Annotated in this window: 15 protein-coding genes and 1 pseudogene; 6 read left to right on the top strand and 10 right to left on the bottom strand. The window is 46.7% G+C overall.

The window, feature by feature from the left end:
* Positions 1-312: 312 nt before the first annotated feature.
* The 3 genes from QUA16_RS30995 to QUA16_RS30985 form a co-directional block, all read right to left on the bottom strand.
* The gene (locus tag QUA16_RS30995) at positions 313-711 is read right to left on the bottom strand and encodes an anti-sigma regulatory factor (protein ID WP_333108114.1); all 399 of its coding nucleotides are present in this window, start codon (positions 709-711) and stop codon (positions 313-315) included.
* A gap of 252 nt (positions 712-963) precedes the next feature.
* Positions 964-1,341 (bottom strand): STAS domain-containing protein, encoded by a 378-nt coding sequence (locus QUA16_RS30990; protein ID WP_333108113.1) that lies wholly within the window; start codon positions 1,339-1,341, stop codon positions 964-966.
* 55 nt (positions 1,342-1,396) lie between these two features.
* Positions 1,397-2,266 (bottom strand): STAS domain-containing protein, encoded by an 870-nt coding sequence (locus QUA16_RS30985; protein WP_333108112.1) that lies wholly within the window; start codon positions 2,264-2,266, stop codon positions 1,397-1,399.
* Between QUA16_RS30985 and QUA16_RS30980 the strand changes: the two genes are divergently transcribed.
* Entirely contained in the window at positions 2,256-2,387 is a 132-nt protein-coding gene (locus QUA16_RS30980) for a hypothetical protein (RefSeq protein ID WP_333108111.1), read from the top strand. The two genes, QUA16_RS30985 and QUA16_RS30980, sit on opposite strands and share 11 nt — an antisense overlap.
* On the opposite strand, the gene rfaE2 is transcribed toward QUA16_RS30980, so the two are convergent.
* Complete coding sequence (rfaE2, locus tag QUA16_RS30975) at positions 2,384-2,878, bottom strand: D-glycero-beta-D-manno-heptose 1-phosphate adenylyltransferase (RefSeq protein ID WP_445252214.1); 495 nt, start codon at positions 2,876-2,878, stop codon at positions 2,384-2,386. The two genes, QUA16_RS30980 and rfaE2, sit on opposite strands and share 4 nt — an antisense overlap.
* 776 nt (positions 2,879-3,654) lie before the next feature.
* Between rfaE2 and hpsJ-B the strand changes: the two genes are divergently transcribed.
* Both hpsJ-B and QUA16_RS30965 read left to right on the top strand, forming a co-directional pair.
* Positions 3,655-4,485: a hormogonium polysaccharide biosynthesis protein HpsJ gene (gene hpsJ-B, locus QUA16_RS30970; RefSeq protein WP_333108109.1), complete on the top strand. Its 831-nt coding sequence runs from the start codon at positions 3,655-3,657 to the stop codon at positions 4,483-4,485.
* Positions 4,486-4,571: 86 nt separating this feature from the next.
* On the top strand, positions 4,572-5,489 hold the full coding sequence (locus QUA16_RS30965) for a glycosyltransferase family 2 protein (protein WP_333108108.1): 918 nt from the start codon (positions 4,572-4,574) through the stop codon (positions 5,487-5,489).
* 385 nt (positions 5,490-5,874) lie between these two features.
* On the opposite strand, the gene glgB is transcribed toward QUA16_RS30965, so the two are convergent.
* From glgB to QUA16_RS30935, 6 genes are all read right to left on the bottom strand, one after another.
* Positions 5,875-8,169: a 1,4-alpha-glucan branching enzyme gene (glgB, locus tag QUA16_RS30960; RefSeq protein ID WP_333108107.1), complete on the bottom strand. Its 2,295-nt coding sequence runs from the start codon at positions 8,167-8,169 to the stop codon at positions 5,875-5,877.
* A 361-nt stretch (positions 8,170-8,530) separates the two neighbouring features.
* On the bottom strand, positions 8,531-9,964 hold the full coding sequence (locus tag QUA16_RS30955; protein WP_333108105.1) for a transposase: 1,434 nt from the start codon (positions 9,962-9,964) through the stop codon (positions 8,531-8,533).
* A gap of 485 nt (positions 9,965-10,449) precedes the next feature.
* Complete coding sequence (locus QUA16_RS30950; protein WP_333108104.1) at positions 10,450-11,298, bottom strand: RNA-guided endonuclease TnpB family protein; 849 nt, start codon at positions 11,296-11,298, stop codon at positions 10,450-10,452.
* 16 nt (positions 11,299-11,314) lie between these two features.
* Complete coding sequence (locus QUA16_RS30945) at positions 11,315-11,506, bottom strand: hypothetical protein (protein ID WP_333181604.1); 192 nt, start codon at positions 11,504-11,506, stop codon at positions 11,315-11,317.
* Between the two features lie 4 nt (positions 11,507-11,510).
* Entirely contained in the window at positions 11,511-11,627 is a 117-nt protein-coding gene (locus QUA16_RS30940; RefSeq protein WP_333108102.1) for a helix-turn-helix domain-containing protein, read from the bottom strand.
* Positions 11,628-11,993: 366 nt separating this feature from the next.
* Positions 11,994-12,230, bottom strand: a complete 237-nt coding sequence (locus QUA16_RS30935; RefSeq protein ID WP_333108100.1) for a serine protease — start codon at positions 12,228-12,230, stop codon at positions 11,994-11,996.
* A gap of 337 nt (positions 12,231-12,567) precedes the next feature.
* Here QUA16_RS30935 and QUA16_RS30930 point away from each other — a divergent pair, with 337 nt between their 5' ends.
* The 3 genes and pseudogenes from QUA16_RS30930 to QUA16_RS30920 all read left to right on the top strand — a co-directional run.
* Positions 12,568-13,143: a hypothetical protein gene (locus QUA16_RS30930; RefSeq protein WP_333108099.1), complete on the top strand. Its 576-nt coding sequence runs from the start codon at positions 12,568-12,570 to the stop codon at positions 13,141-13,143.
* A 288-nt stretch (positions 13,144-13,431) separates the two neighbouring features.
* Entirely contained in the window at positions 13,432-15,360 is a 1,929-nt protein-coding gene (locus QUA16_RS30925) for a penicillin-binding protein 2 (protein WP_333108098.1), read from the top strand.
* Positions 15,361-16,154: 794 nt separating this feature from the next.
* Positions 16,155-16,442, top strand: a pseudogene (locus QUA16_RS30920) (hypothetical protein); the annotation flags it as partial.
* Between the last annotated feature and the right edge of the window lie 61 nt (positions 16,443-16,503).

The raw sequence follows: 16,503 nt of genomic DNA, 5'->3' as shown, positions 1-16,503 counted from the left end.
GGATTGGATTGAGCGGTCGTTTTTGGGTATCAAGTACAAAAACGAAATTAGACATAAAGTCCTCCATTGCTGGGTAATGTTCGCTCCCTTGAATGTTTCAGGAGCTTGTTATGTCAAAAGCACTGGTTTAACCCCGTTAATCCTGTTTAACTTTTGGCGATAGAGCGGAAAACTAGCGTCGCATTCTCCGGTATCATGACTCTAGAAACGTAGGTCTAATCCTGTCTCTGGTAAGGTTCGGGCTTTCTTCTTGCACCGCTGGCGATCGAGCCGGACTTCCCAAAAGCCCCCGCTTTTAAGCGTGGGGGTTCCTTACCGCCAGCGGACGATCGCAATTTTAGTTCCCTTACCGACTTTGGAAACAATCTCAAATTCGTGCATCAACCGCTTGGAACCACTGAGCCCCAAACCCAAACCGTGATTAGAAGTATAACCGTCAGTCATTGCCAATTCGATGTCTGGAATTCCCGGGCCCTTGTCTTCAAATATCAGCCTCAGCCCTTTGCGGGTTCCTAGTTGCAGCGTTTCGAGAGTTACAGTTCCCCCTTTGCCGTACTCTACAGTATTGCGGGCTAGTTCGCTGGCTGCGGTAACGATTTTTGTTTGGTCTAGTAAACCGAATCCCATTGCTACAGCCCAAGTTCGCACTTGCTGTCGGACGTGGACTATATCGGATGACGATCGGATTTCTAGTGTCTCACGTTTTGACATGGCGGCTACTGTACCAAAATAGAACTTCTCCCCAAAATATAGGACTTACACTCATCAACTTAGTTTCAGCTAATAGGACTTACGCACTTACTACGATTTTCTCTCAAAAGAGAAGATAGTGCAGGAATCTCAAACCCTTGATTTAACCCCCTTGAGTGCGTAAGCCCTGTCCTAAGAAATCTTCAGCTTGTCAACAAGGTATCTACAAACAAACTAGGTTTCTTGACTGCCTGTGCCTCAGTCAGGGGACAATTAATCTTGCTCGTCAACAGAAAACCCCAAGGATTTTCTTAACAAAATCATGCCCTTTTCAACGCTTAAAGCTGTGCGAACTCCTGTCAGGGAAAGCCCCAACTCAACGAGCGTAATAGCAACCGCTGGCTGCATCCCGACCACAACTGTCTCCGCATCTAAAATTCGTGACATACTAGCGATATTGTTGATAATGCGACCGATAAAAGAATCAACAATTTCTAGGGAAGAAATTTCTATCAACACACCTTTGACGCCTGTTTTGACAATGCGGTTTGTCAGGTCATCTTGCAGCGTCATTGCTAAGCGATCGTGCATATCTACTTGAATTGTTACTAGCAAAAATTCTCCCATTTGAAGAATCGGTATTCGTTCCACAAATTCCCCTATTTGTTAAGTTTTACTTCAGGTTTTCTGTCAAAATGCAATATGTTTATCTTTCCTCTTTAATATTTTTAATAGTTAAACCTTGGCGCTGCAACGCGACTTTAAAAGCATCTGCTAAAGTAGCTTTTGTGAGAATATCTTGCAAGTCAACTCCCAAGTGAACTATGGTTTGAGCTATTTGCGGGCGAATGCCACTGATGATGCACTCAGTACCCATTAAACGGGCGGCGGCGACCGTTTTTAATAAATGTTGAGCAACTAAAGTGTCAACAGTCGGCACGCCTGTAATGTCTAAAATCGCAAATTCTGAGCCGCTTTCCATGATTTCCTGCAACAGAGTTTCCATGACTATTTGAGTGCGGGCACTGTCGAGAGTCCCGATCATGGGTAAAGCGAGAATTCCTTGCCAAAGTTTGACTACGGGTGTTGACAATTCGAGCATTTCTTGCTGCTGGCGTTCGATGACTTCTTCGCGAGCTTTGAGAAAAATTTCTGTCACCCAAAGGCCAAGCTGGTCTAATAAACTGGTGGAAAGCCAAAGTTGTTCGACAAGTGCGTCGCGGTTTTCTGTCAGTTCATGACAAAGCCGATCGAACAATGGCTTTTTGAAGCATAAAATGAAACTCGCTATCTCTGAGGGAGTAAAGCCTCTCTGAACGCGCGATCGCGAAACTTCTGCTAGCAGCACCCGCATATTTTCCCATTCGGGTGTCTGGATGTCGCTAAAGTTACCCTGCCCGACTGCAATGTGGAGCAATTGCAGGAACTCTTGACACTCGGAGCGCAATTCTTTGGCTCTCATCAAGTCGTCCCGCCGCAGCCCGGTATTTTGCAGTTCTTTGAGCCAGTCTGCTAGTAACTCTGCTTTGTGTCTTTGTAGGATTTCCGCGATCGTGTTATTGCTTGTGAGTTCCATTAAAATTATCTCCTGCTTAGCAATTGGGATGAAGTTGTACGAGCGATCGCACCAAGCGTATTTTGTGATGGGGCAACTTCTGAGTTTAGCTCACTGTTTGCTGTTTGCGATCGAGGGTTAAGTACCTAATTGTAAAATGCGTTTGACGATCGCACTGGTAGAACTCGGAACTTCTATTTCGATCAAGGAAATCTTGCCACCACCGGCGATAACGGCCGGTGCTTCCGGCAGAGTTTCGACTTGATAGTCGCCTCCTTTAACGTATATATCAGGCTTCAGGATATTTATCAGTTTAGTTGCTGTAATCTCGGAAAAAATTACTACGGCGTCTACTGGTTTGAGAGCGGCTAGCACTTCGGCTCGCTGATTTTCCGGTACGATCGGGCGGGGTGGCAATCCCGGCTGCTGCGGTTTGATAGCTTGCACGCTGGCGTCGCTATTCAATCCCACCACGAGCGATCGCCCCAAATTTTTTGCCGCCTGCAAATAGCGGACGTGACCGCAGTGCAGGATATCGAAGCACCCGTTAGTAAACACGATCGGACGCCACTTGTCCGGATCGGATGCGATCGATCTTTCAAGTTCTTTCAACGTATAAACATCAGAAATCATTGCAGTCATTACCACCCAATTTGAACAGCGCTCAAAATTATCCTACCAAAAAATGTGATATTTTGCAGTTTCCTTATTAAAAAAATCATCAATCACTTTCCAACTCATTAATAGTTGCCTTTGAGTTAACATTAATTAGTAAATGGTAACTTTTCAACCATAATAGATAAGTAACAATTACCGACGGCACAACAGATTTTGAAAACATAATTACAGTAAAAAACAGCTAGTCTTCTCTCGGTAACTGCCATATCCTGCTGTTGGTAATTGGAGCTTAAAAAGGTTGGCAAACAATTATTTATTCCCGCCCTCTCTTATATCAATTACTATAAGACAAGGGATGAGAGTTCCACCGGAGCGGGCCGGCAATCGGGGAGTGAGAGCCCTAGGGGGTGAAACCCTACGAAACGCGCTCATCCAGTGTCTATTATTTCTGACACCGCCGCGCGAGCGAAAGCTAGTTAAAAGCACCGAACCCAAGCGTGCAGAACTTATCTTTACGCTGGATTCGTCAGACTATAGAAGAAGCCAGCAGTTGCTGGCTGCAGAGTCTGGGCGCTATCTTGACCAAGCTTTACAGCCTCCTGTGTCCAACTCTGCATAGCTGTGCAGAAACTCGACCTTTTGGGTCGCAACCGCAGCCTGTGAACATCCAGAGGAAAGTCGAGTTCGGTACCCGAAGCAGCTATTTTGGTGGAAAATAGCTAAACTCGTTCAACAAAATCCACTCAACTACCCCGTTGAATCTAACGGTGTAGAATTATCTAACACGAATTATGAAAGCAAGTAATAGCCGTCAATTTTCTTCAGTAGCAGCTCGAACTCTCAAAGTAGTCGGGATTATCTTAATTCTCTCTGCTTTGCTTGACTGCATTGTTCTGTCGCTGCCGGGAGAAACTTCAGACCTTCTCAATCGAGGCTGGCAGTTGACTGCTGCAACTCAGATAGTTGACAAGGGCATTATTCCTTTGATGGGTATCGCCCTCCTGATGACTGGCTTTTGGGTGGACAGCAGCAGTGGAGTCTCTATTGAGCGACGCAACGTTTGGCTGGACTTGCGATTCTGGGCGCTGTTGATTTCCAGCTTGTTAGGTCTAGTTTACCTATCTCTGGTTCCCGTTCACCTCAACAATACTCGTTTGGAACTCAAGGATGCTCTGGCTCAAGTCGATCAAGAAGCGGGACAAGCGGAAGGTCAACTTGAGGCACAACTTAAAAGCCCTCAATTTAAAGCTCAGGTAGAACAGCTCAAAAGCCAGCGTCGCAGCCAGATAGGGGCGCTGCTGCAAGACGACGGGAAGCTGCAACAAGCACTCAAGAGTCCAGAGGTTCCCAAGGAATTGAAAGCTGTGCTTGAGGAGTCGAAAAATGACCCGAAAGCCCTCGACAAGTTCCTGGAACAGCAAGCTCAATCACTTCCCACTCAAGCTCGCAACGAGATTCGCACCCGCAAGCAACAAAAAGAGAAAGAGTTAAGAACTCGATCGAGAAATTCGAGTTTGCAGACGGGAATCAGCAGTTTGCTGTTAGCGATCGGCTACATTACTGTTGGTTGGACGGGATTGAGAAGTATGGGAATTCTGCGGTTCGGCCGCCGCAAAAATTGACCAGCGCTGGCAGGGATCGCACTGGTCGAGACATCCCTGAGAAATAGTTTGTTTACCCAATAGTTTGCCCTTACTGAAAGCTGGGAATGTTCTCAATTTATATTCTGACTTACAACGAAGAGATTGATATCGCCGCTTGCATTGAATCTGCACTGCTTTGTGACGATATCATTGTAGTTGATTCTTTCAGCACCGATCGCACCCTTGAGATTGTTCAGAACTATGCCGTGCAAACAGTGCAGCACCGCTTTGAAACTCACGGACGCCAGCGGACTTGGATGCTCCAAGAAGTCCCGTGCAAGTACGAATGGGTTTACATCCTCGAAGCTGACGAGCGGATGACGCCTGCACTGTTTGCTGAATGCTTAAAGGCGATCGAAACTCAAGAATATATCGGCTATTACGTAGCTGAAAAAGTAATATTTATGGAGCGCTGGATTCGCCGCAGCACTCAATATCCGCGCTATCAAATGCGCCTCTTTCGCAAAGACCGAGTGTGGTTTACTGACTACGGTCACACTGAACGGGAAGTCTGCAACGGGCCTACTCACTTTTTGAAGGAAACTTACCCTCACTATACTTGCAGCAAAGGTCTTTCCCGCTGGATTGAAAAGCACAACCGCTACTCGAATGACGAGGCGGCTGAAACTCTCCGTCAATTAGAAGCAGGTCAAGTAAATTGGTGGGATTTATTGTTTGGCGCGTCGGAGGTGGAAAGGCGCCGCGCTTTGAAAGATTTTTCTTTGCGCTTGCCTTTGCGGCCTGTGGTGCGCTTTTTCTATATGTATATTTTACTGGGCGGATTTCTTGACGGCCAAGCAGGATTAGCTTGGTGCACGCTGCAAGCTTTTTATGAATATCTAATTTTGCTGAAAGTTTGGGAAATGAAGCATCTACCACTGCCAACTTTAGAGGTAGCAGCAGAACAATCTATTTCGGAAGTTGTAACAGTTGAGCCGTCAAAAGTTTCTTATAATCTGGGCGCTTCCGATACTCGAACTTAAAAATTGGTAAGAGGTACGCTCGCCTAGCGGTAGTATTTGGAACTTGTACCGTCGCAGTTCCCCCCCGATCGAACTCGATGGGTAGCCTAAGTATTTAGAAGTGCTATTATATCCTTTCGGTGTGCACCGAAATTATTCATCTCTCTCTTCTCTTCCTCTGTGAACTCTGCGTACTCTGCGGTTAAATCATTCCGATGCAACCGGAATTAATATTAAATTCCTTAAATCCGAAGAAAGCGAATCCGTTGCAGAACTTCCTTCTTTCGCCACAACAACAAAACAAAAAAAACCCGATTTCTGGGAGAAACCGGGTTTCTGAATACCCTCAAAGTTTTAGGTTTAATAAAGCTTTGATTCTTAACTCAAAACTCTCACGACTCACAACTTAAAACTCTTGAGATTTTGCTGTTGTTTTTGCCCGATCGAGCTTTAAGATCAACACCCCCAAAGGTGGCAAACACAAGTCGATCGAATAAGCACTGTTGTGGAACCACCACTCCTCAGTCCACTTGCCCCCCAAATTCCCCATATTGCTACCGCCATATTCCCGCGCGTCGCTGTTAAACAACTCCGTATAGAAACCTGGTTCCGGCACTCCTACGCGATAGTGAGAGTGCGGCTGCGGCGTAAAATTGCACACCGTCACCACAAACTCGTCGCCATCCTTCTCTCGGCGCACAAATGCCACTACGCTATGCCGATTGTCGCTGCAATCAATCCACTCAAACCCATCCTCAGCAAAATCTTGACTGTAAAGTGCCGTTTCGCTGCGGTACAAATTGTTCAAATCTTTAAAAAACAGCTTCAACTTTTGGTGCGGCTCGAATTGCAGCAACTGCCACTGCAAATCCCCCCAAACGTTCCACTCGTGCCACTGGCCGAACTCCATCCCCATAAAGATCGTTTTCTTGCCGGGATGAGCAAACATAAAAGTAAACAAACACCGCACGTTTGCAAACTTTTGCCATTCGTCTCCTGGCATTTTCCCGATGATGTGGGCTTTGCCGTGGACTACCTCATCGTGGGACAAAGCCAGCATGAAATTCTCGCTGTGGTTGTACCACATACTGAAAGTTATGTTGTTCTGGTGGAACTGGCGGAACCACGGGTCCATGTGGTAATAGTCGAGCATATCGTGCATCCAACCCATGTTCCACTTCAGGTTGAAACCCAAACCGCCTACATAGGTCGGCCAAGATACCATCGGCCAAGAGGTAGATTCTTCGGCGATCGACAGCGCCCCTGGGAAATAGCTAAAAATGACGTGATTCGCCTGACGCAGAAAATCTGCAGCCTCGATATTTTCCCGGCCCCCGTACTGGTTGGTCAGCCATTCTCCCGGTTCGCGGCAGTAATCCAAATAAAGCATCGAGGCCACCGCATCTACGCGAATCCCGTCGATGTGGTACTTGTCAAACCAGAACAGAGCGTTTGATACTAGGAAATTCCGCACTTCGTTGCGGCCGTAGTTAAATACTAGGGTTCCCCACTCTTTGTGTTCGCCCTTGCGGGGGTCGGCGTGTTCGTACAAGTGAGTTCCGTCAAAGAAAGCCAAGCCGTGGCCGTCTTTGGGGAAATGTCCCGGTACCCAGTCCACCAGTACGCCAATGCCGTTGGCGTGGCACTGGTCCACAAAATACATGAAATCTTCAGGTTTGCCGTAGCGGGAGGTGGGGGCGAAATAACCGGTGACTTGATAGCCCCAAGAACCGTCGAAAGGATGTTCGGCGATGGGCAGCATTTCGATGTGAGTGAATCCCAAATCTTTGACGTAGGGAATTAGCCGATCGGCTAATTCCCGGTAAGTCAGAAAGCGCGCCCCGGGATTGAGTTCCGAAACCTGCACGGGGGGTTCTATTTCCCCATTTGGTAGCACGGCGGGTTCGTCAGTAGCGGCGTGCAGCCAAGAACCGATGTGGCATTCGTAAACCGAAATCGGCTGCGTCAGTGGGTCTGTGTGCCGCCGCTGTTCGATCCAAGCGCTGTCGTGCCAAGTGTAGGTGCTTAAGTCGGTGACAATTGATGCTGTTTTCGGTCGCACTTCTTGCTGGAAACCGTAAGGATCAGACTTTTCGTAGGGATGTCCGTCTTGGTTTTTCACTTCGTATTTGTAGGAAGTTCCCACGGATAGTCCCGGAATAAATAATTCCCAGATGCCGTTTTGCGATTTCCGCATTTGATGTTTGCGGCCGTCCCAATAGTTGAAATCTCCTAAAACAGAGACATTGCGGGCATTCGGGGCCCAAACGGCAAAATATACTCCTGTGATGCCGTCTACTTCGGTGAGGTGCGCCCCGAGTTTTTCATAAATGCGGTGGTGATTGCCTTCTGAGAATAGGTGCTGGTCGAATTCTGTGAGTTTGGGCGATCGAAAGGCGTAGGGATCGTAGATGAAGCGCTCGTGTTCCCCTTCTTTGACCCGTAATTGATAGTTTGCTAGTTCTGGGGTGTCGATCGTACATTCAAAAAAGTGAGGGTGATGCTCTGATTTCATCGGGTATTCGGCCCTGGCCTCCGGCAAAACTACCGATACCGCATCCGCATTCGGCAGATAAGCTCGGACGACCCAGACTTTTTTGCCATTTTCTTCGATCGCGTGAGGGCCTAGCACTTCAAAGGGATCGTGGTGCTGATTCCAAACAATGCGGTCAATCTGTTCAAAGGGGACGGTCGCGGGCATAAAACTACTTACCTCGATCTTTTAACTAAATGGCTTTCAAAACCTAGAGCGGCGCTGCACTTTACATTTCGATACATTTTTGATTGCTGATCCTACCACTGATTAGCACGATCTTGACTGCTGCAGATCCAGCGCGCGTCCTTGCACACACAGCAGGCTGTTGTCTTGCCGACGGCCGAGCTGGGGTTTTACTGCTAACATCTAAGGATAGTCAATTAAATAATTTCCCTTTTTTCTTGTGGGATGGGCGTCCCGCCCGCCCAGAAAGGACGGGCGGGACGCCCATCCCACAACAAACAGGAAAAGTGGATTTTATTTAATTCTCATTCCTAAGTATAGAAATAGTGAACGAACCTGACGGTCAACTGACTACAGTTAGACCGCAGACTTCTTTTTCCTTTTTTTCAAAGGCTTTTTTGAGTGACGGAGTTCCCCCGCCACTTTCGTAACTTAGACCAATTCTCTTTATAAGCTTAGCTGAGTTTTTATCTCGATCCAAAGATTCTCCGCATTGACAAGAATGCCAGCGCTCCGATAATTCTTTCGGTACTTTGTTGAGGCAATTCCAGCAATGCCCAGAAGTGCCTTTCGGATCGACAAACAAAACGCTTTTGCCCAACTTCCATGCGACGTATTTCAAGACGCTGGCGAATTGCCCATGAGCAGCATCAAGCATGGATTTATTCAAGCCACTTTTTGCGGACTGGCCGTTCGGCAAATAAACCCAATTACCATCTTTAATGTCAGTCTTGGGCTTGGCACGTCTAGTTAGATTCTTAACACTCAAGTCTTCAACAACTAAAACCTCACATTTGCTAAATAACTCATGTGCAGTTTTGAATTGAAAATCTAATCTAGCTCTAGCTACAAACTGATGGAGTTTGGAAACCTTGTCCTTGATAATCTTCCAAGGCTTAGAACCCTTGACTCTATTAGCTAACTTCGCTTGAAGTTTTGCCAATTTCTGGGTCAACTTCCTCAAAATCCTAGGATTCTCAACTCTCTCGCCATTGGAAAGATAGACGTAATTAGTGATTCCCATATCGATGCCAACAGTATTTTCGACCGTCGGTTGAATTTCTGCAACCGTTACGGGAACTGTTTTATCTTCTAGCGTCAGGGAGATATACCACCCATCAGCTTCTCTGATAACTGTTCCCGTCTTAACTGTGAACCTTGTTGGTATTGGACGGTGGAAAACCATAGGTACTTGACCTATTTTTGCGAGGTCAATACAAATCCTATTTTGCTCGTCCTTGACAATATCAAGATTGTCTAGTTGAGGATAAGTGAAAGATTTGTAGTAATGAAGCCCTTTGAATCTGGGCTTGCCTCTACGATTGCCATTTTTATCGGGCGTGGTGAAATTTGAAAAGGAAGTTTCCACTCTGTTGACGACATCTTGCCAAACCTGAGAGTCCAACACTTTATAATCAGGAAATAGCTTTTTTGTGTTTTTCAGGTCAGCCAGTTGTATGGTTTGCCACTGTACATATCCGCCTTCAATGTTCGAGAAAACATCACCTTTCCTGGTCAAAGGATTGCCTGACTCATCCTTTTTTATACCATCCCTAGTTTGCACTCTCGTCAAAGGAATATTTTGATAAATCTCCTCCACAGGGACTATCGAAACAATCAAGGGGCAGGGGTTGATAGGTGTTCTCGTGGCTGACCACCACCTAAATCTTTCGCCAAGTCGGTAGTTGTACTGCCGACGACAGAGCTCTAGGTGAGCCACCATCGTTGTTAGTTGGGCTTTTGTGGGTTTGAGGCGGTATTTGTAAGTGAGTTGCATTTTTTAACTTCCTTTTTTCGACCTTTGCATAGTATAGTTTGTGTATGTCCAAAATGCCACACCAAAACTTACCATTTCAACACTTAGGAAGTATATCGAAAATCAAGATGCTCCCGAAGATTGATTCATAGTGGCTAAGTCTAATTGTCGGCTTCCGTCCGCGACACCCGACGCTTCTTTCCATCACGCGGGCGTAATTTATTCGGGGTACTTCGCGCAGCGCTCAGATGTGTCCCCTCTAAATATACCGAGGGACTTCCCGGCTGGTAGTTAAAACAAATTGAAAAATTTATATTTTTTCCCAAATATCCTTGACTTATTTTTTTATATGTGATAAGGGATTTTTTTAAACTCTTGTCGATTGGGGACTGCAGGAGGGTCAACCGTTCTGAAAAACTTACCCATAGCTACCCAAATCTAGACTTAGCTGGACATGAGTGATTTTGGTGTTAACTTCCTGTTTCACAGTAGCGATAGCATGGCTGCTATCGGATTTGTCTACTCCGCAGGCTGACGGGAGTGGAACTCACCGCCAATTCTGAACGTTCAGGGATAAATATTCCTTCAAACCAACGTTCTATGTTTCTCGCAGCGTTTAAATCACGGTCTTGAATATTTCCACAGTTAGGACATTCAAAGACTCGAACTTTCAATGGCATCTTATGCCGATGATTGCAGCAGCTTGAGCAGATTTGACTGCTAGGAAAGAATCGATCTACAACGGTCAATTTTGAGCTGAACTTTTGGATTTTATATTCAAGTTGACGCTTAAATTCGTACATTCCACAGTCGGAGATTGCACCAGCTAATTTGTGATTTTTCAAAAATGCTTTAACCTGTAAGTCTTCAATCTTGATCTCGCTGTGGTTTTTGGCGAGATAAGTTGTTAGCTTGTGAATAGCATCTTTTCGGATATTTGATACTTTTAGGTGCAGCTTAGCCAGTTTTGAGACTGCTTTCTTGCGATTATTGGAACCTTTGACTCGTTTACTGACACGCCGTTGCAGGCGTTTCATTTTACGGCTCATCCGACGATAAGCTTTGGGGTTGGCAAAGGTTTGACCGTTAGAATAAACAGCTAATTCTTTGATGCCGATATCAACACCAACAATGGGACGGTCAGGTGAAGTTGCGGGCTGCTCAATTTCGTACTTAAAAGCAATGAACCATCTGTCGGCTTTTCGACTGATTACGCAGTTGTGGAACGCCGCAATGGGCAATGGTTCGTGCAGCCTAACCCAACCAATCTTAGGTAACTTGATGCGCTTGCCGTCGTTATTGATTCCTGGCTTTGCTTTGGTTCCTTGTTCCAAGTAAAAAGAGTCACCGGACACACCTTTTTTCTTGAATCTAGGCTGTGCCGGATACTTTTTTAAAGCATCTATCCCAAGCTGTCCTCAGTTCAGCTAGAGCCTGCTGCGGACTTGCCTTGGAAGATTCGTAATACCAGGGGTGCAGGGGTTTGACCTCGGCCACTAAGCGTTTGTGCAGATCAATCGCAGAAGGAATTTTAACCGTCTTGTCAGTTTCTCTGGCGGTCAAAGTTTCAAGGATGATTGAATTCGCCGGCGTTGTAAGCGTGTCTTGCTACTGGGCAATGTTGGCGGAATTTAGTTACCTGCCAATTGTTAGGTTTTAGTTCCGTCTTGAAGCTGAGCAACATTTGCTTTTACCTCATTTTTGCCTTACGGTTATTGTATACGGAATTAATGCGGAATAAGAAAATGCCTAGAAAAAAGATTTACAGCGAGCCTAAGCGTAAGGTCAACCTAAGTCTGACCGAAACTGCTACTAAGTGGCTAGAGGAAAAACGAGTTCAGCTTACCGCAAGCAGTCTTAGTGACGTTATCGAGAGACTCGCTAGAGAGTTACCCAAAAATTCCATCAATGGGTAACTCTGTCCAGGAATTACGTTACAGCTTCAAACCCAACTTGAGGCCTAGACCGATGAGATGAAAAAATGCGAGGAGCAAACCATTTTTCACCCGCAGGCTAGGCTCGTTGGGCACATACTCCGGGATAGCCCTAGTTAGGGCTTTTTAGGAGATGGAGAAGTAGTTCCACCAGCCGGAGACTTTTCAGCCCCTGGAGTAGCCTTTGGAGTTTCCTTAGCTGCTGGTGGAGCAGAAACAGGAGGAGTAGTAGTAGTAGTGCCGCCCGGAGTGGGGCTAGCGCCACCGCCGCCGCCGCCGGTCTCACCTCCGCAGGCGCCGAGGGCTGCTGCCAAGCCTACTACCAAAGTCAAACGAATTAATCCCTTGTTCATAAAAGCTCCTTAACATTGAAAACCCATCGCAAGGAAGGGAATAGTGTACTTGAGAAACAATGCTGGCACGAATAGCTCAACGATTCGCTCGTTGATTACAATACTGCATTTATTCATAAATTTCACATAGATTATCGCTAACCAGCAAAGATTTCTTTTTTTTGGCAAATCCTGAAGTCAAAGAGACCAGTGGTAGGATGGGTTGGTTGGCTTGTGAGGTATCCTTGGTAAGGATAGCCGATCGAACGCAGATGGCCACCACTGGCGATCTGGGAGACAAAAAACTCTTAACCTCAATCAAGCTGAAGCTACCCCACTTTACGTATTGGTGAACTCTATGACCGCTGCTATCAGATCCCCGGATTCTCCCCGCTCCCGATCGACCCGCAAGCCCGCTGCTGGCCCAGCCAAAAGCAAAGTTACTTCTATTGCCCGAGCTAGGCGGGCGAAGACAGGGCCGGTATTGCCCAACTACTCGCCAGCCGACGAACAGGCTCAGGTTCGGCAGTCCGCATCGGTGCTGAAAGTCCTGCCCAATCGCCAGCAGCAGCCAGTGTGGTTGCGATCGCTCCTGCAGGCACAGCGCGCCTCCTCAGTAGTAGCAGTTATCCTTTTGGGCGGTGCTCTGAGTGTCTACGGCTTGACAGTTTACGGCGAGCAACGCTGGAGTCAGGAGTATCAAAAATTGGAAACTCTGCGCCTCCGGGAACAGCAATTGAGTGCTTCTAGCGAAGTCTTGAAACACCAACTTGCTAAAGAAGCCCAAAATCCAGAAACCGGTTTGACTCGGCAGAATCCTCGGGACACGATTTTCTTGCAGCCGGCCCCTGAAACCCGATCGCCCGTTGTGGCACCAAATTCTGAGCCCGCTCTCAAGAATCGAGCCGGTGTGGAAACACCGCTGGGCTATTAAACCTGTGTCAAAGCGGAGAGCGCCCTCCGGGCCTGAGTGTCCGAGGGCCTGAGAATTGGAGAATATAATTTGCTTTTTGACTTTTTTACAAGTCGCGATCGATTTTCTGCTGGCAACCGGAAGTTACAAATTAAAAATAATTAACACTACTTCAAAAAACAGAATGCCACTGTAGGTCTGATCCAAACCCTAATAGGGACTGCTCATTCCCAAGTCTTGAATTTTATATTCTAAAATCTAAATTCTAAATTCTAAAACGCTCTAACTTGCTATTGAATTTTTAATGCCATGAGCTACGACCCCCGTTTTGACCGCTACAGATCGCCGAATTTCAAACGCACAAAACAGGCGGGCGATTCCCTACGGGATAGCTTCGCCGCGCGTACTGGGTGGGAAAAACCAGCCAAACCTAGAGATTCGGGCAGTTTCGGCCGATCGCCACAACAGACGGCTGCATCTTGGGGGCGACCGGTGGAGCGTTTAAAGCGCAGCAAGTTCCGTTTGTGGGCCGTGTGGGCGGTGTTGATGCTGGGGGGGCTGGGGCTGGCTGTGAATTTGTTTTATTTGCAGGTGACACGAGCTCCGGCGCTGCGTAAACAGGCTCTTCAGCAGCAAACTCTCAAAACGAAGCCGTTTGTACCGAGACGCCCGATAGTTGACCGCGCAGGGAATGTTTTGGCGATCGACAGACAGGTGTACACGCTCTACGCTCACCCGAAGTTGTTTAACCACTCGAAGGCGGAAATTGCTGCTAAATTGGCTCCGATGTTGGCGATCGAACGGAGTCCTGGCACTACGTCGGAAACTGAACTGATACGCAGGTTTAATCTTGCTGAAAGCGGTATTACAATTGCGGACTCTCTGCCTCAAGAGGTTGCCGATCGCGTCGCTGGGATGCAAATTAAAGAGAGTCTGGTCGATGGCTTGGAGTTGCTGCGGCAGCAGCAGCGTTTTTACCCTCAGCAGGAGTTGGCGGCGGATATCCTCGGTTATGTGGACGGGGAACGGAAGGGACAAGCTGGGGTGGAATACAGCCAGCAGAATTTGTTGGAACGATCGATGCCGTCGATTCAGTTTAGCAGGTCAAGCAATGGGAATTGGGTTCCCGATCGGCTGACGGCGGGATTTGTGCAGCTTGATGACTTGAAATTGCAATTGACGATCGACAGTCGCTTGCAGCGGGCTGCCCGAGTTGCTCTCAAGGAAAAAATGAAGCAACACAATGCGAAGCGGGGTACGGTGATTGTGATGGATGCCCGTAACGGGGAATTGCTGTCAGTTGTAGCGGAACCTTCTTATGACCCGAATCAATATTTTAATTTCGATTTGTCGCGCTATAAAAATTGGGCTGTAACTGATGTTTATGAGCCTGGTTCGACTTTTAAAGCGATTAATGTGGCGATCGCTCTGGAAGCGGGTGCGGTGAAACCTAATAGTGTGTTTAACGATGAAGGTCGGATTTACATGAATCCCTGGACTATCCAAAATTCTGATTACCAAAGAGCAGGCGCGCGCGGCCCTTCGACTGTTACTGAGATTTTGAAACATTCTAGTAATGTGGGGATGGTGCACATCATGAGAACCATGAAACCTTCTCTTTACTATCAAGCTTTAGAAAAACTCGGACTCGGACAAACTGCGGGAACAGATTTGCCTTTTGAAGTAAGCAGCCAGCTTAAAAATCGAGAGCAATTTATTAATTCTCCTGTGGAAGTTGCTACTACTGCTTTTGGTCAGGGTTTTTCGATAACTCCGATGCAGTTGGTACAGCTTAACGGCGCTTTGGCTAATGGTGGCAAGTTGGTGACTCCTCACGTTGTGCGGGGACTTTTTGATAGGGAAGGTGAAGCTTATTGGAAGCTTCCCAGGCCGGTTCCGAAGCAGGTTTTTTCGCCGAAAACCACTAAGCAGGTGTTAGAAATGATGGAAACTGTGGTTGATGGTGGTACGGGGAAAGCTGCACAAATTCCTGGGTATCGGATTGCTGGAAAAACGGGTACGGCTCAAAAAGCTAATGCTGGTGGGGGTTATTCTAACAAGGCGATTATTACTAGCTTTGTGGGGATAATGCCTGTGGAGGCTCCTCGGTATGTGGTGCTGGCGGTGATTGATGAGCCGAAGGAGGGTTCTTCGGGGGGTACGGTGGCGGCGCCGATTGTGGAGTCGGTGATGGAGGCGCTGATTTCTATTGAGAAGATTGCGCCGAGTAAGAAGTAGTTGATTGTATCTGATATCAAATCCACTCTTCATCGGAATAGTAAATCCGAGTTCACTGTTGACTGTTCACTGTTGACTGTTCACTGTTGACTGTTCACTGTTGACTGTTCACTGTTGACTGTTCACTGTTGACTGTTCACTGTTCACTGTTCACTGTTGACTGTTCACTGTTGACTGTTCACTGTTCACTGTTGACTGTTCACTGTTGACTGTTCACTGTTGACTGTTGACTGTTCACTGTTGACTGTTCACTGTTGACTGTTCACTGTCAACCGTCAACCATTGGTAACAAGTTAAGCTAAGAAAGGATTTGTCAATCAGCAATTATACTCAACATTTACTCGGATTTGGGGCATAAAACTGAGATTTGGGCGGTTGAGGAATCATGCCGAGGGTGATATTTATACCTACTTTCTCTCAAATCGTGAATTTTCCACTCCTAAAAAAGCACTTTTTTGAGTAATATTACTGATTGACAAATGCAATTAAGTCTTAACTTGTCACCGTCAACCGTCAACCGTCAACCGTCAACCGTCAACCGTCAACATCATTCCGGTGTAACCGGAAATGATATGAGATGTTGCGTCAGGAATTGACGCTCGAATTTGACGATCGACAACAAGGCGATGGAGGACACGGCAATGCCGTTTCCCTACCCCCAACATAATTCATCGCCCTGTCAGCATTTGTGACAAGTTAAGAAAAAGTGCAAATTGTCAAGGGGGTAGACCAAAAAAGGTAAAATAGGATGAAACCTTTACCGGGCAAGCAGTTTAGCCATAATTGAACCAGTTATGACTCGCAAAAAACGAATCAACCGAGATCATGCAAAGAAAAAAAATCGTCCCCAAGTAGAAAATGAAGCGGTAGCGAATCACCTAGAAGATTTATTAATTCCAGCAATGGCTGCCCAAAAAACTTTTTATCGCCAATTAAATTTAAGAGATAGGATTCTGACACTACCATTAATGATGGCAGCAATATTAAGTCTCTTATGGCGAGACGTAGCAGGAGTAACAGAATTAACCAGATTATTAAATAGAGAAGGATTTTTATGGTGTCAGCCCTTAGTGGTGCAGAAAACTCCTGAGATGCTTAAGGAGCGTAGAGAATCATAGTTAATGGAGAAAAGGGGCTTGCGCC

It is taken from the genome of Microcoleus sp. S13_C3 (genome assembly GCF_036700905.1).
In the GTDB taxonomy this organism is placed as follows: domain Bacteria; phylum Cyanobacteriota; class Cyanobacteriia; order Cyanobacteriales; family Microcoleaceae; genus Microcoleus.
The sequence above is the reverse complement of the archived record's forward strand: the minus strand, read 5'-3'. Positions and strand labels throughout refer to the sequence as shown.

Coding starts and splice junctions, on each gene's coding strand:
- QUA16_RS30935 (WP_333108100.1), bottom strand. CDS start 12,230: ATGAACAAGGGATTAATTCGTTTGACTTTGGTAGTAGGCTTGGCAGCA.
- QUA16_RS30955 (WP_333108105.1), bottom strand. CDS start 9,964: ATGCAACTCACTTACAAATACCGCCTCAAACCCACAAAAGCCCAACTA.
- QUA16_RS30925 (WP_333108098.1), top strand. CDS start 13,432: ATGAGCTACGACCCCCGTTTTGACCGCTACAGATCGCCGAATTTCAAA.
- QUA16_RS30985 (WP_333108112.1), bottom strand. CDS start 2,266: ATGGAACTCACAAGCAATAACACGATCGCGGAAATCCTACAAAGACAC.
- QUA16_RS30965 (WP_333108108.1), top strand. CDS start 4,572: ATGTTCTCAATTTATATTCTGACTTACAACGAAGAGATTGATATCGCC.
- QUA16_RS30930 (WP_333108099.1), top strand. CDS start 12,568: ATGACCGCTGCTATCAGATCCCCGGATTCTCCCCGCTCCCGATCGACC.
- QUA16_RS30995 (WP_333108114.1), bottom strand. CDS start 711: ATGTCAAAACGTGAGACACTAGAAATCCGATCGTCATCCGATATAGTC.
- rfaE2 (WP_445252214.1), bottom strand. CDS start 2,878: ATGATTTCTGATGTTTATACGTTGAAAGAACTTGAAAGATCGATCGCA.
- glgB (WP_333108107.1), bottom strand. CDS start 8,169: ATGCCCGCGACCGTCCCCTTTGAACAGATTGACCGCATTGTTTGGAAT.
- hpsJ-B (WP_333108109.1), top strand. CDS start 3,655: ATGAAAGCAAGTAATAGCCGTCAATTTTCTTCAGTAGCAGCTCGAACT.
- QUA16_RS30940 (WP_333108102.1), bottom strand. CDS start 11,627: ATGTTGCTCAGCTTCAAGACGGAACTAAAACCTAACAATTGGCAGGTA.